Origin of the sequence: Agreia sp. Leaf244, assembly GCF_001422695.1 — a bacterium.
GTDB lineage: Bacteria > Actinomycetota > Actinomycetes > Actinomycetales > Microbacteriaceae > Agreia.
In genome coordinates this window covers 196,076-219,199 of the sequence record NZ_LMLX01000004.1, presented here as the reverse complement: position 1 = coordinate 219,199, position 23,124 = coordinate 196,076, and the positions used below count along the sequence as shown (strand labels likewise).

At 68.4% G+C, this 23,124-nt stretch carries 27 protein-coding genes; 12 read left to right on the top strand and 15 right to left on the bottom strand.

All coding sequences use genetic code 11. The features are described from left to right. From ASF06_RS13030 to ASF06_RS13010, 5 genes are all read right to left on the bottom strand, one after another. Complete coding sequence (locus ASF06_RS13030; RefSeq protein ID WP_055947797.1) at positions 1-750, bottom strand: SDR family oxidoreductase; 750 nt, start codon at positions 748-750, stop codon at positions 1-3. Continuing rightward, positions 740-1,711, bottom strand: coding sequence for an ACP S-malonyltransferase (locus tag ASF06_RS13025; RefSeq protein ID WP_055947794.1), 972 nt, complete (start codon positions 1,709-1,711; stop codon positions 740-742). Before ASF06_RS13025 ends, ASF06_RS13030 begins: the two co-directional genes overlap by 11 nt. Further along, positions 1,708-2,583 (bottom strand): ABC transporter permease, encoded by an 876-nt coding sequence (locus ASF06_RS13020; RefSeq protein WP_055947791.1) that lies wholly within the window; start codon positions 2,581-2,583, stop codon positions 1,708-1,710. The genes ASF06_RS13025 and ASF06_RS13020 overlap by 4 nt, the downstream gene beginning before the upstream one ends. Continuing rightward, positions 2,580-3,485 carry an ABC transporter ATP-binding protein gene (locus ASF06_RS13015; protein WP_235501005.1) on the bottom strand — a complete coding sequence of 302 codons (906 nt, stop codon included), beginning with the start codon at positions 3,483-3,485 and terminating at the stop codon, positions 2,580-2,582. Before ASF06_RS13015 ends, ASF06_RS13020 begins: the two co-directional genes overlap by 4 nt. A gap of 265 nt (positions 3,486-3,750) precedes the next feature. Beyond that, positions 3,751-3,999, bottom strand: coding sequence for a DUF4287 domain-containing protein (locus ASF06_RS13010; protein ID WP_055947786.1), 249 nt, complete (start codon positions 3,997-3,999; stop codon positions 3,751-3,753). Positions 4,000-4,082: 83 nt separating this feature from the next. Here ASF06_RS13010 and ASF06_RS13005 point away from each other — a divergent pair, with 83 nt between their 5' ends. After that, positions 4,083-4,757, top strand: a complete 675-nt coding sequence (locus tag ASF06_RS13005) for a TetR/AcrR family transcriptional regulator (RefSeq protein WP_055947783.1) — start codon at positions 4,083-4,085, stop codon at positions 4,755-4,757. A 40-nt stretch (positions 4,758-4,797) separates the two neighbouring features. Next, positions 4,798-4,989: a hypothetical protein gene (locus ASF06_RS13000; protein ID WP_157439206.1), complete on the top strand. Its 192-nt coding sequence runs from the start codon at positions 4,798-4,800 to the stop codon at positions 4,987-4,989. Between the two features lie 34 nt (positions 4,990-5,023). On the opposite strand, the gene ASF06_RS12995 is transcribed toward ASF06_RS13000, so the two are convergent. From ASF06_RS12995 to ASF06_RS12985, 3 genes are read right to left on the bottom strand one after another with little or no spacing between them, the layout of a single operon-like run. After that, on the bottom strand, positions 5,024-5,860 hold the full coding sequence (locus ASF06_RS12995) for a zinc-ribbon domain-containing protein (protein WP_055947776.1): 837 nt from the start codon (positions 5,858-5,860) through the stop codon (positions 5,024-5,026). 20 nt (positions 5,861-5,880) lie between these two features. Next, entirely contained in the window at positions 5,881-6,492 is a 612-nt protein-coding gene (locus ASF06_RS12990) for an HAAS signaling domain-containing protein (protein WP_055947773.1), read from the bottom strand. Beyond that, positions 6,489-6,821, bottom strand: a complete 333-nt coding sequence (locus tag ASF06_RS12985; protein ID WP_055947770.1) for a PadR family transcriptional regulator — start codon at positions 6,819-6,821, stop codon at positions 6,489-6,491. Before ASF06_RS12985 ends, ASF06_RS12990 begins: the two co-directional genes overlap by 4 nt. 79 nt (positions 6,822-6,900) lie before the next feature. Here ASF06_RS12985 and ASF06_RS12980 point away from each other — a divergent pair, with 79 nt between their 5' ends. Both ASF06_RS12980 and ASF06_RS12975 read left to right on the top strand, forming a co-directional pair. Then, a complete protein-coding gene (locus tag ASF06_RS12980; protein WP_055948492.1) occupies positions 6,901-7,830 on the top strand; it encodes a DMT family transporter in 930 nt (309 codons plus the stop codon). Next, a complete protein-coding gene (locus tag ASF06_RS12975; RefSeq protein ID WP_055947767.1) occupies positions 7,811-8,485 on the top strand; it encodes a GntR family transcriptional regulator in 675 nt (224 codons plus the stop codon). Before ASF06_RS12980 ends, ASF06_RS12975 begins: the two co-directional genes overlap by 20 nt. Before the next feature lie 14 nt (positions 8,486-8,499). Here ASF06_RS12975 and ASF06_RS12970 read toward each other — a convergent pair whose 3' ends face one another. Beyond that, positions 8,500-9,030 (bottom strand): TetR-like C-terminal domain-containing protein, encoded by a 531-nt coding sequence (locus tag ASF06_RS12970; protein ID WP_200920381.1) that lies wholly within the window; start codon positions 9,028-9,030, stop codon positions 8,500-8,502. A 158-nt stretch (positions 9,031-9,188) separates the two neighbouring features. Here ASF06_RS12970 and ASF06_RS12965 point away from each other — a divergent pair, with 158 nt between their 5' ends. Continuing rightward, a complete protein-coding gene (locus tag ASF06_RS12965) occupies positions 9,189-10,025 on the top strand; it encodes an alpha/beta fold hydrolase (RefSeq protein ID WP_157439205.1) in 837 nt (278 codons plus the stop codon). A gap of 67 nt (positions 10,026-10,092) precedes the next feature. On the opposite strand, the gene ASF06_RS12960 is transcribed toward ASF06_RS12965, so the two are convergent. Then, entirely contained in the window at positions 10,093-10,452 is a 360-nt protein-coding gene (locus ASF06_RS12960) for a winged helix-turn-helix transcriptional regulator (RefSeq protein ID WP_055948489.1), read from the bottom strand. A gap of 102 nt (positions 10,453-10,554) precedes the next feature. On the opposite strand from ASF06_RS12960, the gene ASF06_RS12955 reads away from it, so the two are divergent. Beyond that, positions 10,555-10,914 (top strand): DoxX family protein, encoded by a 360-nt coding sequence (locus tag ASF06_RS12955; RefSeq protein WP_055947761.1) that lies wholly within the window; start codon positions 10,555-10,557, stop codon positions 10,912-10,914. 8 nt (positions 10,915-10,922) lie between these two features. On the opposite strand, the gene ASF06_RS12950 is transcribed toward ASF06_RS12955, so the two are convergent. After that, the gene (locus ASF06_RS12950; RefSeq protein ID WP_055947759.1) at positions 10,923-11,714 is read right to left on the bottom strand and encodes an SDR family NAD(P)-dependent oxidoreductase; all 792 of its coding nucleotides are present in this window, start codon (positions 11,712-11,714) and stop codon (positions 10,923-10,925) included. A gap of 88 nt (positions 11,715-11,802) precedes the next feature. Between ASF06_RS12950 and ASF06_RS12945 the strand changes: the two genes are divergently transcribed. Further along, complete coding sequence (locus tag ASF06_RS12945; RefSeq protein ID WP_055947755.1) at positions 11,803-12,288, top strand: MarR family winged helix-turn-helix transcriptional regulator; 486 nt, start codon at positions 11,803-11,805, stop codon at positions 12,286-12,288. Positions 12,289-12,536: 248 nt separating this feature from the next. On the opposite strand, the gene ASF06_RS12940 is transcribed toward ASF06_RS12945, so the two are convergent. Then, entirely contained in the window at positions 12,537-14,042 is a 1,506-nt protein-coding gene (locus ASF06_RS12940) for an MFS transporter (RefSeq protein ID WP_082500932.1), read from the bottom strand. Positions 14,043-14,160: 118 nt separating this feature from the next. Here ASF06_RS12940 and ASF06_RS12935 point away from each other — a divergent pair, with 118 nt between their 5' ends. Then, on the top strand, positions 14,161-14,820 hold the full coding sequence (locus ASF06_RS12935) for a TetR/AcrR family transcriptional regulator (protein ID WP_200920372.1): 660 nt from the start codon (positions 14,161-14,163) through the stop codon (positions 14,818-14,820). A 70-nt stretch (positions 14,821-14,890) separates the two neighbouring features. Here ASF06_RS12935 and ASF06_RS12930 read toward each other — a convergent pair whose 3' ends face one another. Both ASF06_RS12930 and ASF06_RS12925 read right to left on the bottom strand, forming a co-directional pair. After that, complete coding sequence (locus ASF06_RS12930; protein ID WP_055947753.1) at positions 14,891-18,352, bottom strand: HtaA domain-containing protein; 3,462 nt, start codon at positions 18,350-18,352, stop codon at positions 14,891-14,893. A gap of 125 nt (positions 18,353-18,477) precedes the next feature. Next, a complete protein-coding gene (locus ASF06_RS12925; RefSeq protein ID WP_055947749.1) occupies positions 18,478-18,957 on the bottom strand; it encodes a neocarzinostatin apoprotein domain-containing protein in 480 nt (159 codons plus the stop codon). A 388-nt stretch (positions 18,958-19,345) separates the two neighbouring features. Here ASF06_RS12925 and ASF06_RS12920 point away from each other — a divergent pair, with 388 nt between their 5' ends. Both ASF06_RS12920 and arr read left to right on the top strand, forming a co-directional pair. Then, positions 19,346-20,299 (top strand): manganese catalase family protein, encoded by a 954-nt coding sequence (locus ASF06_RS12920; protein WP_055947746.1) that lies wholly within the window; start codon positions 19,346-19,348, stop codon positions 20,297-20,299. Between the two features lie 121 nt (positions 20,300-20,420). Beyond that, positions 20,421-20,831 carry an NAD(+)--rifampin ADP-ribosyltransferase gene (gene arr, locus ASF06_RS12915; RefSeq protein WP_055948480.1) on the top strand — a complete coding sequence of 137 codons (411 nt, stop codon included), beginning with the start codon at positions 20,421-20,423 and terminating at the stop codon, positions 20,829-20,831. 7 nt (positions 20,832-20,838) lie between these two features. On the opposite strand, the gene ASF06_RS12910 is transcribed toward arr, so the two are convergent. After that, positions 20,839-21,723 (bottom strand): SDR family oxidoreductase, encoded by an 885-nt coding sequence (locus ASF06_RS12910; protein ID WP_055947743.1) that lies wholly within the window; start codon positions 21,721-21,723, stop codon positions 20,839-20,841. 82 nt (positions 21,724-21,805) lie between these two features. Here ASF06_RS12910 and ASF06_RS12905 point away from each other — a divergent pair, with 82 nt between their 5' ends. Together ASF06_RS12905 and ASF06_RS12900 are read left to right on the top strand one after the other, a co-directional pair. Next, positions 21,806-22,378, top strand: a complete 573-nt coding sequence (locus tag ASF06_RS12905; protein WP_055947739.1) for a TetR/AcrR family transcriptional regulator — start codon at positions 21,806-21,808, stop codon at positions 22,376-22,378. Positions 22,379-22,391: 13 nt separating this feature from the next. Then, the gene (locus ASF06_RS12900; RefSeq protein WP_055947736.1) at positions 22,392-23,123 is read left to right on the top strand and encodes an HAD-IA family hydrolase; all 732 of its coding nucleotides are present in this window, start codon (positions 22,392-22,394) and stop codon (positions 23,121-23,123) included. Position 23,124 lies beyond the last annotated feature (1 nt).

Sequence of the window (23,124 nt, the reverse complement as noted above, 5' to 3'; positions counted from 1 at the left end):
TCAGGCGGTGATGCCACCATCGACCGCGAGTATTTGTCCTGTTGTGTACGACGACTGCGGGCCGGCGAGGAACTCGATGGCGAACGCGACCTCCCGGGGGTCGGCCACGCGTCCGAGCGGAATGAGGGCCGCATACTCCGCCCGCGCCTTCGCATCCATTCGCCGAAGCATGTCGGTGTCGGTGAAACCGGGCGCCACCGCATTGACCCGGATGCCGAGGCCGGCGACCTCCTTCGCCAGCGACTGGGTGAGCGCATTGATTCCGCCCTTGCTCGCGCTGTAATTGCCCTGCCCGGGCTGGCCGCTGATGCCCGAGGTCGAGCTCACGAGAACGATCGATCCCCCGGTCTTGCGCATGGCCTTCACCGACTGCCGGCTCACGTGGAAAGCGCCGGTCAGGTTGGTGTCGATCACCCGGCTCCAGCTCTCGGCCGACATCGTGGCGAGCAGGCCGTCCGAGGTGACCCCCGCGCTGAAGACCACCGTGCGCAGCACTCCCTCCATGGCGGCGACCGCCCGGAAAGCTCCTCGAACGGCGGCCTCGTCGCAGACGTCGGCGCGCAGGGCCTCGGCCCGGCCTCCGGCCTGTCGGATGCTCGTGACCGCGTCGAGCGCGGCCGTCTCGTCGGATCGGAAGGCGACCACGACGGCCAGTCCGCACTCCGCGAGCCGCTCGGCAGCCGCGCGCCCGATTCCCCGCGAGCCTCCGAAGACGAGGGCGATCCCCGTGTCGTGCACCTCAGCGCGCATGGGCCCGCCGTTCGGCGGAGGAAGCACCCGAGGAGGAAGCACTGACGGACGAAGCACCCACGAACGAGTCGTCGACGTTCGTGATGTCGTCGGCCCGCACCAGCCCTCGGCCGAATCTCGCGAGCGCGCCACCGGGACCGAACGTGATCCACCGGGCGCGAGTCGCGTCGCCGATCACCAGGTCCCAGCGCACCGTGCGCCGCAGACCCGTGATGAGGTCGCGCGTCACGTCGGCGGTGTTCGACGCGACTCTGCCGGTCGTCGATGCCACATACGCTGCGCCCTCGCCGTCTGAGAACGCGGCCTCCGCGACGGCCTCGCTCCAGGCGTCGACAACCGGGTCCATCGCGCGCGAGTGGAACCCGTTGCTCACGTCGAGCGCACGCGAGCGGGCGCCGAAGTAGGCCTTGGCCGCCTCGACGCCGCCGACAGATCCGCTGAGCACGACCTGCCTCGCCCCGTTGCGGGCGGCGATGTCGAGAGAGAACCGGTCGGCGTTCGCCAGAACATCCTGAAGCATCGCGTCTGACGTGACCGACACGGCGAGCATCGATCCCGTTCTCGGAACGCCGCCCATGAGCTGCGCGCGGGTGCGCACCAGCCGGATGCCGTCGCGCAGGGTCAGGTGACCGCTGGCCATCGCGGCCGGCAGCGCACCCACGCTGTGTCCGGCCACCGCCTCGGGCTCGGCGTCGTGTCGGTTCGCGGTCCACACCCGCCAGGCAGCGACCGAGCAGACGGCGATCGCGAGCTGCGCGTTCTCGGTTGCGGCGAGCTCGGCGGCCGACGACTGCCAGCACAGGGCCCGGAGGTCGGTGTCGATCGCGTCGGACGCCTCGTCGAAGACCGCGGCGGCCTCGACGAAACGACCGACCAGGCCCGCGCCCATACCGACGAACTGGCTGCCCTGGCCAGGGAAGAGCCCGATGCTGCCCGAGTGCGTTGCTTCGGCGGCGGTCATCGGATGCGCTTCGCGAGCCGGAGGGCGGACAGCACGGCGAACACGGCGAAGAGCACAGCGAGTTCGGCGAGCGCGAACCCGTTCGACACCTCGAGGTCGCCCACCGAGATCGCGATGCCGTAGAACTCATTCAGCGCCGCCTCGGCGGTGGCGTTGCCGCTGGTCAGGGCCTGCGCGGCCTCGCTGGTGAAGGGCTGCCGAAGCAGCATCGCCGCCTGGGCGAAGGGAAGGGCGTTCATGACGTTCACCACGGCGACGGGCAGTGTCCCCGCGGGAATGTACGCCCCGGCGAGGAATCCGATGATCGTGCCGACGATGGTGCTGAGAGCCGCAAACGCACTGTTCGACGTGAGGAACGTGACCACGAAGCCCGACACCGCGGAGAACGCGGCGGCTGCCACGACCACATAGGCGGCCGTGAGCAGCAGGCTCTGCGGGGTCATGGGCTCATCGCCCCGCAGGAGCGTGTAGACCTGCGAGACGGCGACCACCACCGCGGTCATGATCACGGCGACGACGAAGCTCGAGATCATGTAGCCGAAGATGATGCTCGACCGTCGCATCGGCGACACCAGAAAGTCTTTGAAGCGGCCGCTGGCGGAGTCTTCGACGAACACGCTGAGCGCGGCCAGGCCGGTCGTCAGCGTCGTGATCATCGTGATTCCGGCGAACACCCAGGCGTCGACGAAGGCCTGGATCTCGCCCGTCGTTGCGTTCGTGAAGCGTTCGGCGAGGTTGTCTACCTGGAGGCCGCCGAGGAACAGGGCGTAGAGGGCGATCAGGATGAGGGCCGAGAGCAGCGAGAAGAAGACGCCTGCCCTGTCGCGGAAGAAGATGCGCAGGTTGCGGCGGGCCAGGATCCAGGCGCTCATGCTCGGCCTCCCGTCGCCGTGACCGAGAGGAAGACGTCGTCCATCGTGCCGTGCCGGAACTCGAAGTCGTCGACGATCGAGCGATGGAGATTCACGAAGTCGAGAGCAGAGGCCGAGTCGGGCACGACGATGCGGCCGCCGTCGCCCGACACCGTGCAGGTGAGCGACGCATCGGCGCAGGCGCGCATCACCGCCGCGATGTCGCTCGACGTGACCGAGAGCACGCTCGAGCTGTGCTCCGCTCGAAGCTGAGCGGGAGTGCCCTGCACCACCAGCGACCCCGCGTGGATGATCGACACCAGATCGGCCTCCTCCGTCTCCTCCATGTAGTGCGTGGTCAGAAAGACGGTGAGCCCCTTCGTCTCTCGCAGTTCGTGGATGGTCTGCCAGACCTGTTCACGGCTCTGCGGGTCGAGACCCGCCGTCGGCTCGTCGAGGAACAGCAGCACCGGATCGTGCATGAGCGCGCGGGCGATGTCGGCCCGCCTCTTCTGGCCGCCCGAGAGCGGGCCGTAGGGGCGGTCGAGAAAGTCGGTGAGGTCGATCTGCTCGGCGAGCTGCCGGATGCGCGTGGCGCAATCGCTCGCGCTCAGCCCGTAGAACGACGCGCGGTCGCGCAGATTCTCTCTGACCGTGAGGCTCGGATCGAGCAGCGACGACTGGAAGACCACGCCGATCTTGCGTCGGATCGCGTCGTCGTCTCGACCGACCCGCAGGCCGTCGATCTCGATGCGCCCGGAGTCGGCTGTCGCGACGGTGGTCAGGCAGGAGATGGTTGTGCTCTTGCCCGCGCCGTTCGTGCCGAGAAAGGCGAAGACACTGGCGGCGGGCACGTCGAACGACAGGTCGTTCACGGCGGTGACAGGGCCATACCTCTTGGTGAGGTGGGCGACGCGAATCACTCTGGACAGCTCCTCAGGGTTGATGAGGGGCGCCCGGAATGACCGGTGCGAGCCCTCGTCCCCCGACGACAGAATGAGGCTAACAGACCTAATGCGTTTAAGCCTCATTTTGTCGATTAAGTTTCTTCGGTCGCACTTAAAGACGTCGGTGCCCGAGTGGCCGCCGAGCGCTGAAGTGCGGAGAATTGTCGCTTCGGTTGCCGGTCAGGCGAACGTTTTCCGCACCTCAGTGCGCATCGGCCCGAAGTGCACGGCGGGAGGGCCGCTAGCCCTGGGCCGCCTTCACGTAGGCGACGATCGCATTGGCGTGACCGTGGCCCAGGCCGTGATCCGCCTTCAGCGTCGACACCACCTGCATGTGCGTGTTGTCGGCGAGCTGCTCGCTCACGAGGTCGAGCCACTCCTGAATCGGCTTGCCGTAGGTCTTCTCGATGCTCGGAAAATACGACGCCGGCCCCTTCAGCTTGGAACCGTCGGTGGGCTGCTGGGGGGCGACAACGCGGTCTGGGCTCATGGACACACGATATTCGGCCGGGCCGAGTCGCGCACGAAGAAAGATCGCCTACACCCCTCGCCATCACCGGTAGCGTCGTTGCCATGGCCCGCGCATACCGCTCACCCCGACGAGAGGCGGATGCCGCCTCCACGCGAGCGGCGATCATCGCGGCCGGCGAGAAGCTGTTCGTGCGCGACGGCTACGCCGCCACGTCGCTGCGGGCGATCGCCGACGAGGCGCAGGTGTCCCTTCCGACCGTTCAACAGCAGGGCGGCAAGCACTCCCTGCTGATCGTAGCCTTCGAGGTGGCGTTCGCCGGAGACGAGGGCGCGCATTCCCTCGCCGACCGGCCATCGATGGCGGCGATTATGAGCGAGCCAGTTTTCGAGACGGCAGTTCGGCGCTACGTCGAGTTCCTCGGGGCGGCGAATCAGCGCGCTGCGGGCATCGTCAAGGCGATGTCCGCGGCCGCCGACGCGGATACGGCCGTGCGAGCGGCGTACGACGAGCTCGAGCAGCGCCGCCACAGGGACATGACCATCGCGGCGCACTGGTTCGCGGGCCGCGGTCGCATCCCCGAATCGAGTGTCGCCGCCGCCGCAGATGTGCTCAGCTACGTCACGGGGGCCGACGCCTACCTGCACTTCACCCGCTCACGGGGCTGGTCGCCGCAGCAGTGGTCGAACTGGACGAGCCGGCAACTGCTCACCCTGGCCGAGCAACTGCCCGACCCCGCACCTGCACCCGCACCCTACCCCGCACCTGCCTCGAAATGAGTGCGTGACGCCCGCTCGACACGTCACTATGCTCGTCGTCATGAACACCGCGACTCGGCGCTCGATCGGCGTCACCATGGTCATCATCGGCATCGTGATGGGGGCGATCGGCCTCGTCCTCGACCTCAACGGCGGCCCTTCCGCGCTCCACGTTCTGACGTGGGTCGGCGGCGGCCTGTTCGGCTACGGCTTCGTGACGCTCATCTACTCCCGCCGCGGCGAACTCAGATAACCCGGTCCGGGGTGGCGCCGCGCGGCGCACCGGCTCAGGCGAGGTACGCCTCGACGAACAATGCCCCGCGAATGACCCGCAGCTCGTCGAGCACGCGCTCGATCAACGCCGCATTGACCCCGGATGCCGCCACGTCGTGCGGGCCGAGCGGTTGCAGGGCGCCGCAGCGGACGCGGATGATCTGCCACCCCACCTCGCGCAGCAGCCGGTCTTTGCGGCGGTCGACGGCCTCACGGGTGCCCACGTGCTCGAGGCCGAACTTGCCGATGGTGTCGTACTCGATCGCCACCTTCAGCTCGGGGATGACGATGTCGGGCCACACCTCCGCCCGGTCGAAGAACGGTCGTGCGACCGCCACAGCGTTGGGGGTCATGTCGAGCGGCAGCCTGCGCGCCAGCTTCTGACGCAGGGCGCCCTCGGCGGCCGAGCTCGGTCGCGGCGCGCGGTCGCTGACGAAGGCCTCGCCCGGCACGCGGCCGCTCTGCGGCGCGCGAGCGGTCGCGACGCGTCGCGCATCCGGTTTCGAGGCCGCCCGCGGCGGCGTGTCTGCGGTGCGGATGCGACGGGGCACGGCGAGCGCGGAACAGTCGGGGCACCACGACGATCGGCGCCGGGTGCGGCCAGGACGGGTGCGCTGCTCGTCGGGCGTGGCCACGAAAACGTGGCCTGCGTCGCACTGCCAGGTGAGGTAGACATCGGCGGCGGGCGGGATCTGGGTGAGTACGATGCCGGCGTTGAGGTCGGGGTGGAACTGGCGCGCGAGCACGGGATAACGCTGCCAGTCGTCGCGGTAGGCGCCCACGGCGTAGGGCACCTCGGCGCCCTTCGACCACTGGCGTCGCGACCACCAGGCCTGCACGTTCTCCGGCACCGCACCTCCCGCTGAAGAATCTAGGCGGGGCCTCCGACACCGCCCCGGTTCGCGAGGAGCGCCTCGGGCCGCCAGCCCCTCCTGTGCGCACGGACGAGCAGCACGATGCCCTCGATCGGCGGCACGACAAACGGAATCAGGAGCGCCAAGTGCGAGACCCCCGCGAAACCGACGGGCAGCGTGGGCGCTGCGGCATCCGGATTCAGTGCCTCGATTGCCGCGACGACGGCCAGAACGACCACCACCGACACGACGGGAACCAGCCACATCACGAGCTTCTCGCGGCGTGACCAGGCGGCCGAGAGCGAGACCCAGATCAGGCCGACGAGCGCGCCCAGCACGGGAACCGCGAAGCTGCCGACGATGAGCACCAGCACCGCCACGATCGAGAGGGTTCGGCCGGGAGCGGGTTCGGCGACGGGAGCGGTCGTTCCAGCGCGGGCCTCGGCCGCGATGAGAGCGGGATCGCCCAGATCGGCGATGCGGGCCGCGGCATCTGCCGGGTCGAGTCCGGCGAGTTCTTCGCGGATGCCCGACACGATCTCTGCGCGCACGCTCGGTTCGACGCCGACCATAGCCGAGTCGAGGCGGGCGAGGTAGGCGGTCACGGGGTTCGAGGAATTCTGGTTCATGAGTCGTCCTTTCCGACGAGGTCGTGCACAGTGGCGGCGAAGGGGCCCCATTGGAGCCGGAAGGTCTCGAGCTGCGCGTCGCCCTCGGCGGTGAGCCGGTAGTACTTGCGCACGGGGCCTGAGGCGGATGCCTCGTCGTAGGCCGTGACGAGCCCCTGGTTTCGCAGGCGCGAGAGCATGGGATAGAGCGTGCCGATGCTGGCGATCATGCCCGCTTTCACGAGTCGATCGGAGAGCTGCCAGCCGTACATCGGCTCGCGCTCGAGAAGCCCGAGCACGCAGAACTCCACCACGCCCTTGCGCAGCTGGGCACCCACATCCACTGTCATGCTTTGCACGTTACCTTGCTATGCACGATAGATGCAAGGGCTCATGGCTGGATGGTCGGATTGTGTAACAATGTTCCTCATGACCGCTGTCTTCGCCGTGCTGTTCGCGGCCCTCTGCTTCGCCACGACGGGCACCGCCCAGGCGCTCGCAGACGTCGACGGCTCGGCACTGTCGATCGGCGCGGCCCGCGTGCTCGTCGGCGGCGGCCTTCTCGGCGTCATCGCGCTCGTTGCCCTGCTCAGGCGGGGACGCCAGCAGAGCGCGGATCGTGCGCTCGGCGACCGGGCCGTGCCGAGCTGGGTCATCGTCATCGTCGGGGCCTTCGGAGTTCTGGCCTATCAGCCGACATTCTTCGCGGGCACCCGGCTCAACGGGGTCGCCGTCGGAACCGTCATCGCCCTGGGCTCCGCCCCCGTGTTCACGGGAGTACTCAACGCGGTCATCCGGCGCAGCCGACCGACATCACGATGGGCGGTCGCCACGGCCATCGCCTTGGCCGGTGTCGTGCTCGTGTCGGGGGTCGCGGGCAACGGGAGCGGACAGCAGATCGTTCCCGCAGGCATCCTGGCGTCGCTCGGCGCCGGCGCGTCGTATGCGGTCTACGCCATCGCGAGCAAGCTCCTGCTCGACAGGGGGTGGAGCACGTCGGCCTCGATGGGTGCCGTCTTCGGCGTCGCCGCGGTCTTCAGCGTGCCGGTGCTGCTCAGCACGTCGCTGGCGTGGCTCGCGACGCCGTCGGGAACCGTGCTCGTGCTGTGGCTCGGCGTGGTCACCATCGTGGTCGCCTATCTCCTCTTCGGCTGGGGGCTCAAGCGCCTCGCCCCCACGACGGTCGCCTCCCTGACGCTGGCAGAGCCGCTCGTCGCCACGTTGCTGGGCCTGATCGTTCTGCGCGAGACCCTCTCCACCCCCGCCGTCGTGGGGCTCATCATCATGGCGGTGGGACTGACGATCCTCACGCTTCCCGCTCGACGAAAAGGACATCTCCGTGACACCGCGACGCCGTGACGACCAGGTGGCCCCCACCACCGCCACGCAGCTGGCCGATGCGCTGCGCGCCCGCATCCTCGACGGAGAGGTCGAGCCCGGAGCCCCGCTGCGCGAGGAAGAGCTGGCACTGCGGCACGGAGTCTCGCGGCACACGGTGCGCACGGCCCTCGCGGCCCTGGCGTCCGAGGGCATCGTCGAGGCCGCTCCCTATCGGGGCGCGCGCGTCGCCGCCCTCGACGACGCCTCGCTCATCGCGCTGCAGCAGCTTCGAGGAGCCCTCGAGACAGAGGCCGTGCGACTCACGACGGAGACCCACGGCAGGTCATGGCCCGATGAGGTGACCATGCCGATCGACGCGGCCGTCGACGATCTCGCCCAGGCCGAGGCATCCGGCGACTGGCCCGCGATCACGCGCGCCCACGCCCTGGTTCACCGCACGATCGTCGCCGCCGCGGGCAGTCCGCGCATCGCCGAGGCCCACACACTTCTCGAGTCCGAGATCCTCCTCCTGCTCGCGCACGTTCGGCCCGACTATCCCCCGGGTGCGCTCGCGCACGAGCACCGCGCCTACCTCGTCGACATCATGAACTCGGGCGGCAACGCGGTTCGCGCCCACCTCGACCACTCGACCGCACTCATCCGCGCGGCGCGGTCGTCGCGCGATGCCGACTGACCGACCCGGCCACGTCAGCTCGCCGCGGTGTCGCCCGTCCACTGGGCGAGGGCGGCGATGAAGCCGCGCACGAGGCGGTCGAAGCTGCGGTCGACGTCGGCGGCCAGGGCGAACGAGCCACTGGTCTCGAGCGAGACGAACCCGTGTAGCGTCGCGCGGAAGGCACGGATCGCGTCGATGGCGTCGTCTCCCTCGAGGTTGTAGGCGGCGAGCACATCGGCGATGAGCTGCACGGCCTCGAGGGACACGGCTTCGTCCTCGACGTCGCCGGGCGCCGGCATGAGATTGGATGCCTCGTACCGGGCCGGGTGGGCGCGCGCCCAGTCGCGATAGGCGTGCGACATCGACGAGATCGCGTCGGCACCCGAACGGCCGACGGATGCGCGCGCCAGCACCCCGCCCAGGTCGCGCTTGGCGTGCACGGCCATGTCGCGCTGCAGGCCGGCCATGGAGTCGATGTGCTTGTAGAGGGAGGGCTGGCGCACTCCGAGCCGGTCGGCGAGGGCAGCGAGCGTGAGTTTCGCGAGCCCTACCTCGTCGGCCATCACGGCCGCCTCTTCGGCAACGCGGTCTCGGGTCAGGCCGGCCCTAGGCACGTGCTCGTCTATTCATGACCCAAGAGTGACCCGAGGGATGGGCTAATGTCAATAGCTTTTTAGCTCTGGCTATTGACATTAGCCAAAAGGAGATGCACAGTAGCTTCATGACTTCCACTTCCTCCTCTGCCTCTTCGCCCGTCACCCAGTTCGTCTCCCGCCCCGAAGGCCGCGTGGCCTACGACATTCAGGGCTCCGGCCCGCTCCTCGTCCTCGTTCCAGGAATGGGCGAGTTGCGTTCGTCGTACCGCCACCTCACCCCGTCGCTCGTCGCCGCCGGCTACACGGTCGCTACGACAGACCTCCGCGGCCACGGCGACAGCGACACCTCGTTCACGGCATATGGCGACGCCGCGACCGCGGGCGACATCCAGGCCCTGATCACCGAGCTCGGCAGGCCGGCCGTGATCGTCGGCAACTCCCTGGCAGCCGGAGCGGCCGTGATCGTCGCGGCCGAGCATCCGACCCAGGTCGACGGACTGGTGCTCGTGGGCCCGTTCGTGCGCAACCCGCCCGCGAACGCGCTCGTGCTCGGCGCGTTCAGACTGATGATGAACCCGCTCTGGATCGCCGCGGTCTGGAAGGCCTACATGCCCACCCTCTACGCCGGACGCAAGCCCGATGACTTCAACGAGTACCGCGCGGCCGTCGCATCCAGCCTGAAGCGCAGCGCCTACGGCAAGGCCTTCTCGCAGACCACCCGGCAGACCGACCACGACCCCGCCGAGGCCAAGCTCGGGTCGGTGACGGCACCCACGCTCGTGATCATGGGCGAGAAGGATGCCGACTTCAAGAACCCCGCAGCCGAGGCCGCCTTCATCGGCGAGGCGCTGACGGCGAAGGTCGTGATGGTGCCGGAGGCCGGCCACTACCCCCAGGCCCAGCAGCCGAAGATCACCTCCGACGCGATCCTCGCCTTCCTGAGGGCGCTCCCCGGCGCCTGAGTCAGTCGTTCCTTCTGCGGACTATAGGTACCGGCGCACCGGTACTTACAGTCCGGAACGGGAACAACTACCCTGACGCAGGCGGTTCTTCGTCGACGATGTTGTTGACCGCCCAGTCCGCGAGCGCGATGGCATGCGGTAGCAGGGTCTTCGCGGTCTGCGTGAGCTCGTATTCGACGCGGGGCGGCACCTCGGCGTAGGCCGTTCGGGTGACCAGGCCGTCTCTGCCGAGGTGCATCAGCGTGCGGGAGAGCATGCGCTGCGAGACGCCCGGGATGCGACGCTGCAGCTCCGTGAAGCGCAGGCGCTGGTCGTCGAGGGTCGCGATGACCAGCAGGGTCCATTTGTCGGCGATCCGATCGAGCAGAGACCGGATGGCCCGCCCTTGATCGCCGCGGATCAGGCAGACGTTCTCGTAGTCCGACACCCTCGACCTCTCCACAGTTACACACGTGTGCCTTTTGTCGGGCTCTTTCGAAGCGCCCATACTGGCGATGCTTACCAAGCGTAACCATGAGAGAGAGTCGCCATGCTGATCGCCTATTGGATCGTCGGGGGCCTCCTGGCCCTGTTCTACCTGTATTCGGGTGGCATCAAGCTCATGCAGTCGAAAGACCGGCTGCGGCCGATGATGCAGTGGGTCGACGACATGCCCCTCGGCGCGGTTCGCGCCATCGGCCTCGTCGAGGTGCTGGGAGCGATCGGGCTCGTCGTTCCGCCGCTCGTCGGCATCCTGCCGTGGCTGAGCCTCGCCGCGGCCGTCGGGCTGTTCGCCGTGCAGGTCGGAGCCGCCGTGGTCCACCTTCGCCGGCGCGACGCGATCTGGATGAACCTCGCACTGGCCGTGGCGGCGGCGATCGTGGCGTGGCTCTCGACCATCTGGCTGTGATGTCTCGTTTACAGCAGGGTCGTCAGCACTCCGCCGTCGGCGCGGAGGGCCGCTCCGTTCGTCGCCGACGAGAGCGGGCTCGCCAGGTAGGCGGCCAGGTGGGCGATCTCGTCGGCGTCGATGAAGCGCTCGAGCAGAGAGGTGTGGTTCGCACCGATGATCGCCGCCTTCAGCTGCTCGGTCGGCAACCCCTGGGCCTGCGCGATGCTTTCCACAGTCGCCGCGACCCCGTCGGAGTATGTCGGACCGCCGAGGATCGTATTAACCGTCACCGCTGTGCCGCGGGTGAGTTTGGCCAGGCCGTTGCCCAGGGCGATCGTGGCCGCCTTGGTCACGCCGTAGTGCACCATGTCGGCGGGCACGTTCACGCCCGATTCGCTCGAGACGAACAGGATTCGACCCCACCCCTCGGCGAGCATGTGCGGAAGCAGGGCGCGCGACAGACGCACCCCGCTCATCAGGTTGACGTCGAGGTAGCGCGACCAATCGGCATCCGTGACGTCGGCGAAGGGCGTCACGTCGAAGAGGCCCACATTATTGATCAGGATGTCGACACGACCGATCGAGTCGATCAGTCGCTGCACGTCGGCGACGTCTGAGAAGTCGGCGGCGATCCCCGTGACGAGGGCACCGGAGACCTCTCGGCGCAGGTTTCGCACCGATGCGTCCACCCGTGCGTCATCCCGACCGTTGATCACGACCTCGGCGCCCTCCTGGAGCAGGGCCTTCGCGATGGCATATCCGATGCCCTGGGTCGAGCCACTGACGAAGGCGCGCTTGTTGGCGAGTTGAAGATCCATGGGGTTTCTGTCCTCTTTTTACTTGACTGGGTAAGTAAAAGGTAGATGAATTAACTTGACTGAGCAACTAAAGCGGTAGCCTTAAACCATGAACGACGAGTCCGACAGATCACCCCTCACCGGCGACGACCTGGCGACCTGGGCGGCGCTCGCAACTGTTCTGGAGTGGCTGCCGCCCGCTCTCGATGCCGTGCTCGTGCGCGACGTCGATCTCACCCACTTCGAGTACGGCATCCTCTACGCCCTGGCCACGTCGCCCGAGCGAACACTCCGCATGAGCGTGCTCGCGGGCTACGCGAACAGCTCGCTCTCGCGGCTGTCGCGAGCGGCCACCCGACTCGAAGGGCGCGGATGGATCAGCCGCACCCGCGACCCCGCCGACGGGCGATCGACGCTGGCGCTGCTCACCACGACGGGTCTCGAGGTGTTCGAGAACGCGACTCCTGTGCACGAGCAGAACGTCAGGGTACTGGTACTCGACCCCCTCACCAGCGCTCAGAAGCATCAGCTGCGTGCGATCAGCGGGCGCATCCAGCGGGCGATCCGCGAGAACGACGGATGGGCGCCGCGGTAGCCGCCGACCGGGCCGCCAAACGGGAGGAGCTGAGCGCATCCGTCGCGAATAGCGCGCCAATGCGACGAATCTCCTCCCGTTCACCTCGCCCGGGCGGAGATTCGGGCACACCGAGGCTCATACGGGCATGCGCCCCGCGAATCTCCGCCCGAGCAGCCCCGCAGCACATCGAGTTGCCGAAAATGGCCGCCTCCCCATAGAGGGAGGCGGCCATTTCGTGCAACTCGATGAGCCGCAGTCGACGCGCTCTACTTCGCGGGCGCGTCGACCTCCAGCTCGGCGAAGTCGTCGACTCCGGAGGCGGCGGCCTCGCGGCGGCGCGCTCGCAGCGACGGGGCGACGAGCGCGGCGAGGATCGCGAGCACTCCGACCCCGGCGGAGGCCCAGAAGCCGATCGTGAACGCCTCGTCGGTCGGAGCGCCCTGTGCGGTCACGTTCGACGAGAGCAGGGCGGCGATGACCGCGGTTCCGATGCTGCTTCCGATCGTGCGGATGACCGTGTTCGCGCTGATCGCCTCGCTCGTCTGGGCGGCGGGAACGCTCTCGACGATCGCGTTCGAGGTGGCCGCGAGCGCCATGCCGATGCCGATTCCGGTGAGAATGCCCGAGACCAGGATCTGCCACTCCTCGGCGTGACCGAGCGCGGGGATGATGAAGGCGACCGCCACCGCGACCCCTCCGATGAGCATGGGGATCTTCGGGCCGATCTTGCGGATCAGGATGCCGGCGGCCACGCCGGACAGCACCATCGCGACGACGGTCGGCAGCAGGTAGAGCCCCGACTCGCTGACCGACTTGCCGAAGCCGTAGCCGAGCGCGCTGGGCAGCTGCAGGAGTGTCGGCACGAGGATGAAGGTGCCGAACATAGCGAAGCCGAACGCGAGTGCCACGATGTGGGCCGTCCACACTCCGCGGTGCTGGAACAGGCGCATGTCGATCAGCGGCTCCTTCACCCGCAGCTCGACGAACACGAAGACCACGATCGCGACGGCGCCGAGAACGAGCAGGCCCACGGTCTTGCCGTCGCCCCAGCCCCACTTCTGGCCCTCGCCGATGGCAAGCAGCAGGGCGACGAGACCGACAGACAGGATGCCGGTGCCCACCAGGTCGAGACGGCCCGGTGTGCGCCGGGTCGATTCCGGGATGCCGAAGATCGCTCCGAGAAGGGCGATCGCCACGAGGATGGCCGGCAGCCAGAACAGCCAATGCCACGAGAGGCCCTCGACGATGGGGCCGGCCGCGACGATGCCGACGCCAGCGCCGATGCCGAAGATGGCCGAGAGCAGACCGATCGTCACGCTGACGCGCTCGCGCGGCAGCTCGTCGCGCACGATGCCGATCGAGAGCGGCATCACCGCGCCGGCTGCGCCCTGGAGCACGCGGGCCACGATCAGCACACCGAGGTTCGGGGCAAGGGCGGCGAGCACGGTGCCGACGAGAAGGAGCGCCAGCACGACGATGATGACCTTGCGCTTGCCGACCATGTCGCCCAGGCGACCGAGGATGGGCGTGAGCACCGAGGCGGAGAGCAGGTAGGCCGTGAGAACCCAGCTCGCATCAGAGGTGGCGACGCCGAGGTCGGAGCCGATGGTGCCGAGCGCCGGCGCGACGAGCGACTGCAGCACGGCGAACGAGAGCCCGCCCAGCGACAGGAACAGCACGATCGCGATCGACCGCGATCCGGGTGTCTTGGATGCCGCGCCCGACTGTGCGCGGACGGACCCCGTCGATGGGCCCTGGGTGGTGACGGACATGACTCTCCTCGATGTAAGCAGATGCTGACTTGATGAGTATTCACCACTGGATGACCTCTGTCAACAATCGTTTACTTGCCACGGCGAGCGCCAGTACAGTGGACGGAGGAGTTGATACATGAGCAACGAGACACAGGCGTCGACAACAGACCTCGGCGAGGCCGCCGCGGCAGCAGACGGAGAGCTGATCCGCTCCGGTCGCGATGCCACGGCAACCCGGCGGGCACTGGTGCGCGCCGCCCGCCGACGGTTCGCGACAGACGGCTACCGCGCGACGACCGTGAGGCAGATCGCCTCCGACGTGGGCGTGAACGTGGCCCTGATCAACCGCTATTTCGTCTCGAAGGAGGGGCTGTTCGAGGCCTGCATGCTGCGCACCTCCGACGAGCTCGAGACGCAGGCCTCCACTCCGTCGAAGAGCATCGAGGAGGTCATCGAACGCCTCATCGAACACGTCGTCAACGCGCCCGACCGTGACGACCCGCTGCAGCTGCTTCTCCTCCTGCGCTCGTCAGGAGACGAGAACGCCGATCTCATCCGCCGCAGAACCCTCGAGCACTTCACCCGCCGCCTCGCCGCCGCCGCCGGCTGGAGACCCGACGACCCGGAGAGCGAGGCCATCCTTCTGCGCGCCCAGCTGGCGATCGCGACCTCGCTCGGCGTGGTGATGCTGCGCACCTCGGCCGCCGTGCAGCCCGTGGCCTCCGCGAGCGGCGACGAGCTGAACGAGCCCCTGCGCCAGATCTTCCGCGTGCTGCTCGGCACATCCGCCCGCTGAGGCCAGACCCCCCACCGAGGTGCGGGAAGTGGCCGCGTCGTCCGTCGACGAAGCGGCCACTTCCCGCACTTCAGTGCGTCACACGACCGCGGCGGCGCACTGTCAGCACTCCGGCACCCGCCAGCAGGGCCAGCAGCGCCGTGGCGAGCATGCCTCCGGGAGCGGTTCCCGTGCGCGGAAGTTGGCCCGGTGCTCCGGATGCGCCGGTCGCCGGGTCTGACGCCGTCGGCGCAGCGGCCCCGGTCGGCGCGGGTGTCGGGTCGGGTGTCGACCCTGGGCCGACGACCGCGCTCACGGTGAGTTCGGCCTCCGCCGTGACGACCTGCCCGGCCGCATTGGAGAAGACCGCACGGTAACGCGAGCCGTTCTGGGCGCCCGTGACGGCATCCAGCTCGAGACTCGTCGCCGCGGGAGCGACCGCGAGCGCTGACGACGTCGCAGCCTCATCCGATGGGATGTCGACCCACTCTGTCTGCCCTGCGGGCAGCACCTGCCAGGCGGCTTCGGGTGCGGGATAGCCCGACGCCGTCGCCTCGAAGCGTACGGACCCGCCGACCGCGGCCGACGCGGAGGCCGGCTGCGTGAGCACCACGGGCGCCACCGGAGTGACGGGCGGCGCATCCTGCCCCGCGAAGTAGACAGGGGTGAAGGTCTCGAGGCCCGCGTCGCGCTGGCCGTGGGCACCGATCGTGAGCACGCCGCAGCGAACGCTGCCATCGAGGCAGTCGACCTGCACCGATCCCGCGGTGAACCGCGCGGCGGTCACGAGCCCGTCGACCGTGAACGAACCGTCCGCCTCGAAGGGCGCGTTCGCAGCACCCGCCGTGCCCGCTCCCGGCCAGGCGATGAAGCGCTGGTTCTCCTCCCCGTCGATGTAGGCGTAGCCGCTGCCGTGCGTTCCACCCTCCGACGGGAAGGTCTCGACGTAGCCGAAGAGAACGTAGAGCCCCGACTTGTTCGTGCCCTTCACGAAGTTCGAACCCGAGACGCCGAGAACCGCGGACCCGTCGGCGGCGACCTCGACCGCGGGCGACACGGTCGTGAACGCGCCGGCGACGTTGGGCGTTCCGCTTATCGATCCGTCGGGGTGCGCGGTGGGCGCCACGACCTTCAGCTCGACAGGCTCCGAAGCCAGGGCACCGTGATCGTTCGTCGCCACGGCGCGGATGCGGACGGTCTCCCGCGCATCCGGAATCACGAGTCGGGTACCGGTCGCCTGCTGGCCGTCGACCACGACCGGCTGCCAGGCCGAATCGCGCTCCTGCTCCCAGGTGATGACCGGTTCGGGGTTGCCCGAGGCCAACACCTGGAACACGGCCTCGTCGCCCGGCTCGACCGAGACGCCGACGGGCTGCTGCACGAACGCGGGCGCAGACAGCACCGTGACCGTTGCGGGTTCGGATGCGACGCTGCCGGCCGCCGAGGTGACGATGGCCCTGTAGACGGTTCCGTCGTCGGTGGGAGATACGGAACGTTCGAGAGAGGCCGCGGTCGCACCCTCGATGTCGGCGAACGCTGTCTGACCGACGGGCTTGGACTGCCAGCGCACGGTCGGCTCTGGCGTTCCGGTCGTCTTGACCGAGAAGCGCGCGGTGGTCTCTCCCGTCGCCGTGTCGACCACGACGGACGCGGGCTGGGAGATGACCTCGGGAACGGTTCCCGCGAACGAGTAGCGCTGGATGCCGCCGAGGCCGTCCGCCGTGCGGATCTGCAGGTAGAGCGCGCGGTCGGGCCCGATCGTCAGCGCCTCCGGGTAGTACCCGTTGATCAGCGGCAGCTCCTGGGTGCCCACGAGCGCGCCGTCACGGAACGCGAGGAGCCGCTTGGCCGAGAGGTTCGTGGCGAGGGTGAGTCCGGTGACCGGATCGCCGACGACCGTGGGCGATGTGTAGACGTTGCCCCCGACATCCAGCGTGAACTCGTCGCCGACCACCGCGGCACCGTCGACGAGGGACACCGGGCGGAAGATGCCGATCCCCGTGGTCAGCAGCACCGACCCGTCTGCGGCCACCGACGCGTGTCCGTAGCCCGTGCCGTAGGGGTCGTCGACGGGTTCTGCTCCGTCGATCGCCTCGATCCGGATGCCGTCGGTCGCGCCGGTCGCGCCGGTCACGATGTGGAACGCCGGGATCGGAGTGGTGGTGACAGCCGACCAGTCCTCGGGGCCGGTGGAGACCGAACCGCCACCGGCGAGCACCGCGCTGCCGTCGGGAAGGAACGCAAGATTGGGGGCGAGGCCGGCCAGGCCGAACGGAATGGACACGTCGAGGCTGCCCTCGTACTGTGCCCGGAGGTCGACAGGGATATCCAGCGCGGACGCGGCGCTCGTCCACCCCGACGTCTCGGAACGGAAGACCGTGAACGAGCTCTGCGGATCGGCGAAACTGAAGACGCCCGAGACGACGGCCAGTTCTCGGTTCACGGGATTCCAGGCGAACGAGGTGATCTGTGCGCTCCCGAACGCGACGGAGCCCGGGGGAAGATCGCCGATGGGCTCGGTGTCGAAGGCGAGGGTTCCGGGGTTCCATACCGATCGATTGATGGTCACCGTGTCGGCACTCACCGACGGCCAGAAGACCGCCCCCGTCTCGGCGTCGAACGCGGTGCGGATCATCGCGACGCCATCGGTCTGCGGAATCACGAGTGCCTCTCCCCGCGGCTCGAGGGAGACGGGGTCGGCGGCGATGAGAGAGTGCTGCTTGACGCCGACCTCGCCGGTCGCGCCCTGAACGATCACCACGGTCTGACCGTCGGCGGTCGGATATGCGACCCGAGTGTTCGACTCCTTCTTGTCGGACACCCACTGGGCACCTGCGGCGTAGACCGGCGCTCCCGGGCTGTCCCAGCGCTCCTCGAGGTCGGGTGCACCGCCCGGGCCGACGTAGTCGATCGTCACAGGGTCGAGCCGGGTTCCGGCGGGGTAGGTGACGAAGTCGGATGTCGCGGCACTCGGGATGGCCGGCCAGAGGGTGCGGGTTTCGCTGGTTTCGAGCGCAACCTCGGCGATGTCGAGGGTGGCGAGGTCGACGCCGGTGCGCGTCTCGATGCCCGCGGCAGGATCCTCCTGCAGGCGACCGGCCCAGTCGCCCCGCACGACCTGGCGGTCGGGACCGATCTCGACGGGGAAGTTGCCGTAGCGGGTGTCGAGCAGGCAGTAGTCGCTGCAGTACCCCTCGAAGTGCACGCTTCCCGCGAAGGTGAGCGTGGTGGTCTCGGTGGCCGAGTCGTAGCTGCCCGAGGTGAGCGGGAACGAGAACAGACCATCGGCGGTGCGGGTGGCGCCGTCTTCGATCGTGGTGAAGTCGGCGCCCACGTACGTGCGCCAGGACTCCTTGATCCCCCACGTCATGGTGCCTTCGGTGATGGAGACCGCGGTCGGAGAGGCATCGGCCGTGTCCACCGTTGCGGCGGCGTTCGCAGCCGCGTTCGCGGCCGTCGGAACCACGAGGCCCGACAGGAGGGCGGCCGTGGCTGTCGCGGCCAGGAGGAGGGAGCGGAACGGGTGCGTGGTTCGGGTCGGAATGGTTGTCACGATCGCACTTCTTTTGGGTCGAGGGCACACGAATGCGCAGAGGAGAGCAGGGAGAGGGAATGGCAGCCGAATATGGGCGAGGCCGACGCGTCCCCGGCGGTGCTGGCCGCCGGGGACGCTGATGATCAGGAGAAAGCGATGTCGGCGGAGACCGACGGGAACGACCCGCTCGAGTGATTGTCGTTGACAACCACGCGGCACGACGTGGTGCCGCAGTTGAAGGTGGCCGGCTGGCCTGGGATCACGAGAAAGTGCGCGTTGGTCAGGGTGCGCTTGACGGTTCCGGACTGCGTGACTGTTCCCCCTGTTCCCGTGAACTCCGAGCCGATGTACTGGCAGGCGGGAGCAATGGCAGGAGTACCGACATTGGCGTCGGAGCACAGGCCGACGCGGTAGGTGTGCCCCGCCTCTGTGCCGTTCACCGTGACGGTGGTGGTGTAGCCGGCGGCCGGACCGGAGCTCGGCGAGACCGTGACGCTCGAAATGGCCGAGGCAGACAAAGGAGCGGCCAGGGCGATCCCGGCGGCCGCGACCAGAGCCGCGAGCGACCCGATGACTCGGCGGCGACGGCCTGTGGCGACGCGGGGATGAGTGAGAATTGACATGGTTGTCGACCTTTCACGGTGTGACAAAGCACTGCTGCCTCGTCTGAACGGACCGCGCGCACCATCTGGCGAGCGCGACTCGAGGGGCTGCAGGGCTGCCGGGGTGAGGGATCCTTCACGACACTCACCCCGGCCCGCTCACACGGAACAGTCACCCCTCGAAGTTTGGTTAGGCTAACCTAAGCTCAAGGTAGTGCACACCGTGCGTCGGTGACAAGAGCGAACCCGAGAACCCTCGCTCGCATCGTTCCCCCGCTGGGCCCGCGGGCGGCCGGCCGGTCATGTTGCGCGCATCCGGCCGATAAAGCAAGGGTCGGATCACGATCCGATCCGAGACCGCAGGCTGAACGAATCGGGGGCACCGCGCCGCCGGTCGAAGGAGACCAGCATGTACTTCCACGTTCAGGAATGGATCAACGACATCGCCGAGGACGAGCCGGACCCCGCGGCGGCGAACGCCCTGCAGGAGGGCCTCGGCGGGCAGTTCGGTGAGATGCGCACCATGATGCAGTACCTCTTTCAGGCCATGAACTTCCGCGGTCCCGCCGCGAAGCCGTACCGCGACCTGATCCAGGGAGTCGGCACCGAGGAGATCAGCCACGTCGAGCTGATCGGCACCACGATCTCGCGGCTGCTGGATGGGGCGCCCGGCTACAGCGGCAAGCTGACCGACCCGCTCGACACCCCGGGTGCGGGCGGCGCGACTCCCCTCAACATCGCGCTCGACCATGGCAACATCCACCACTATCTGGTGGGCGCCCAGGGTGCGCTTCCCGTCGATTCGGCCGGAAACCCGTGGCTGGGCAGCTACGTCTACAACTCGGGCAACCTCGTACTCGACCTGCTCTACAACCTCATGCTCGAGTCGACAGGTCGCCTGCAGAAGACGCGCATCTACGAGATGACCGCGAACAAGACGGCGCGTTCGACGATCGCGTACCTGATCGTGCGCGACCAGGCCCACGAGAACGCCTACGCCAAGGCGCTCGAGACGCTCGGAGTCGACTGGAAGAAGACGCTGCCGATTCCCAAGACGAACGCCGAGCAGTTCCCAGAGGTCAAGAAGCTCGTCGACCTCGGCCTGCAGAGCAAGCAGTTCACCTTCGACCTGAAGGGCGAGTCCGAGGCCGGCCGCATCTTCCAGGGGGCGTCGCCCTCGAACGACGGCACCGACCTCGACGGCAGCGAGCAGGCCCCGGTCGGTACGCCGTCGTTCATCGCGCCGGAGCGCCTCGAAGAGTTCTCGCCCGGGCTCGACCCCGAACTGCTCAAGCTGATCCAGGCCACGGCCGAGCAGGAGCTGGCTGAGGTCAACGCCTTCTACGGTCCGACCGCCAAGTAGGCAGCTCGCTGCCGTTCAACAGGATGGATCGTCGACACTCCGGTGTCGGTCATAAGACACACCGACGATGTCTCGATTCATCCTGTTGAACGGTGTGAGCACGTCTTCGTACACTGACTCCGTGAGCACTGCACTCGACGACGGGCCCTTCTTCCACGGCACGAAGGCCGACCTTCGCGTCGGCGATCTGCTCGTGGCGGGACGCCGCTCGAACTACCGCCCCGAGATCGTGATGAACCACATCTACTTCACGGCCCTGAAAAACGGGGCAGGCCTCGCGGCCGAGCTCGCGGCCGGAGACGGCGCTCCGCGGGTCTACGAGGTCGAGCCCACAGGCGAGTTCGAGAACGATCCGAACGTCACCGACAAGAAGTTCCCCGGCAACCCGACGCGCTCGTATCGCAGCGCAGCGCCGCTGCGGGTCGTCGCCGAGGTGCTCGACTGGCCCCGGCTGACGCCCGACGAGCTGCAGACCTGGCACGACCGCCTCGCCGTTCTCCGCGCCGACGAGCGAGGCGAGATCATCAACTGACCCGCGCTCAGTTCCCCGGGTACTCCCCCGCCTCGAGGTCTGCGAGCAGGCTCGGATGCGTCGGCTGCCACCCGTACGTCTCGCGGGTCCACGCGCTCGTGGCCGGTTGGTCCATCGCGAAGATCTCACCGAGCGGGCCGAACGTCTCGACGGGTACCTGTCGAACCGGTAGATCGAGCTGGGCGCCGATGACAGTCGCGATCTCGAGCATGGAGTCGCCCTCGTCGCCGACCGCGTTCACCGAGGTGCCGGGCTCGCCCTTCTCGATCATCAGCCGGAACAGCGACGCGGCATCCCGCCGGTGCACCGCCGGCCAGCGCTGCGTGCCGTCGCCGACATACGCCGACACTCCCGAGCGCCGTGCCGCCTCGATCAGGATCCCTGCGAACCCGTAGGAGACGTACCGTTCGTGCACCGAGCGCGGCAGGCGCACGGCCGAGGTGCGCACGCCCTGCGACGCAAGATCCAGGATGCGGCGGGCATTGATTCCCCTGCCACCCACCGGGCCGGTGGTCGACAGCGGGTCGTGCTCGGTCGCCATCCGACCGTCGGAGAAGGTGGTGCCCGACACGATCGAGAACGGTTTGCCGGTGCCTACGAGCGCGGCACCGATGGTGTCCATGGCGAGGCCCTCCTCGGCGATGCTGCGCTCGAGGTCGGAGAAGTCGTTGCTGAAGGCCAGGTGGATCGAGCCGTCGGTCTCGGACGCGGCTGCGGTCAACACGTCGAGGTCGCCGAGCCCGCCGCGCACGGCCGTGCCGCCCGCCGCCTCGACTTTCTCAGCGGATGCCTCGGTGCGGGCGAGGCCCAGCACCTCGTGCCCGTGAGACACCAGCTCCTCGACGACGACCGATCCGATACCGCCCGACGCTCCGGTGACGAAAATGCGCATGACTTGCTCCTTTGTGATGGGACTCTTGTCTCATCACCGTAGCACCGTGATGGGACAATTGTCCCGTCGCTAGAATGAATCCATGCCTCGTTGGGAACCGGACGCTCGTGAACGCTTCGTCGCCGCAGCCCTCGAGCTCTTCACCGACCAGGGCTACGACGAGACGACCGTCGCTCAGATCGCGGAACGCGCGGGCCTCACGAAGAGCACGTTCTTCAGGCATTTCAGTGACAAGCGCGAAGTGCTCGCGGCTGGCCAGGAGACCCTCTCACGCCTGCTCGCGGACGGCGTCACCGCCGCTCCAGCCGGCGCGTCCCCGTTGGAGGCCGTCGCCGCCGGCCTCGCCAACGCGTCCTCCGCCATGACTCCCTTCAACCGCGAGCTCGGCCCCCGCCTCGAGGCCGTCATCGCGACAAGCGGCGAGCTGCAGGAGCGCGCGGTGCTCAAGCGAGTCGGCATGGCGTCCGCGATCGCCGATGCCCTCCGCGACAGGGGTGTCGACGAATCGTCGGCCTTCATGGCCGCAGAGCTCGGCGTGCTCGCCTTCAAAGTGGGCTTCGACGAATGGATCTCCGACGACAGCGAGCAGAGCCTGGGTGCGCTGACCTCGGCCGCGCTCGATCGCTTCAGGGTGGCGATGACGCAGCTCGACTGATTGACTGCACGTCATGCAGGCAACGCCGTTCGTCGCGAGTCACATCGACGCGATCGTCTTCGATGTGATCGGAACCCTCGTCGACGAGGACGCGACGTGGGCCGGGGTCTCCGCGCAGCTCGCAACGGAGGCCGGCCTCAGCGATTCGGCAGTGCTCAACTCCCGCTGGACCGAGCTGCTGAACGAGCGCATGAACGCCGTGATCTCGGGCGAGACGCCGTGGAAACCGCACGCCCGACTGGTGAGCGACACCGCAGACGAGGCGATCGTGAGCCTTGGCGGTAGAACGACGGCGGCGACCTCGGCGCTGGTGGAGTTCGTGGATCGGGAGTATCCGGCGTGGCCCGATGTCGCGCGCGCGACCGCCGCCCTGCGGCAGAACCGCCTCGCCACGGGCGTGAGCAATGGCGACCTCGACTCGCTTGCACATCTCGCGAACACCAACGCGATCAGCTGGGACATCGCGCTGTCGACCGCGGCCGTTCAGACCTTCAAACCCGCGCCGGCCGCGTATCGCTACGCCATCGAACAGCTCGCCATCGACCCGCAGCGGACTCTCTTCGTGGCAGCCCATCCGTGGGACCTGAGGGCCGCCGCCCTGCACGGGTTCCGCACCGCCTACATCGCCCGGCCGGGCGCGGAGCGGCCCTCGAGCGAGGATCGCTTCGACCTGGAAGCCGACGACCTCTTCGCGCTGACAGACCTTCTCGAGGGCCACACCGCAGCAGTTGCCACTACGGACTGAC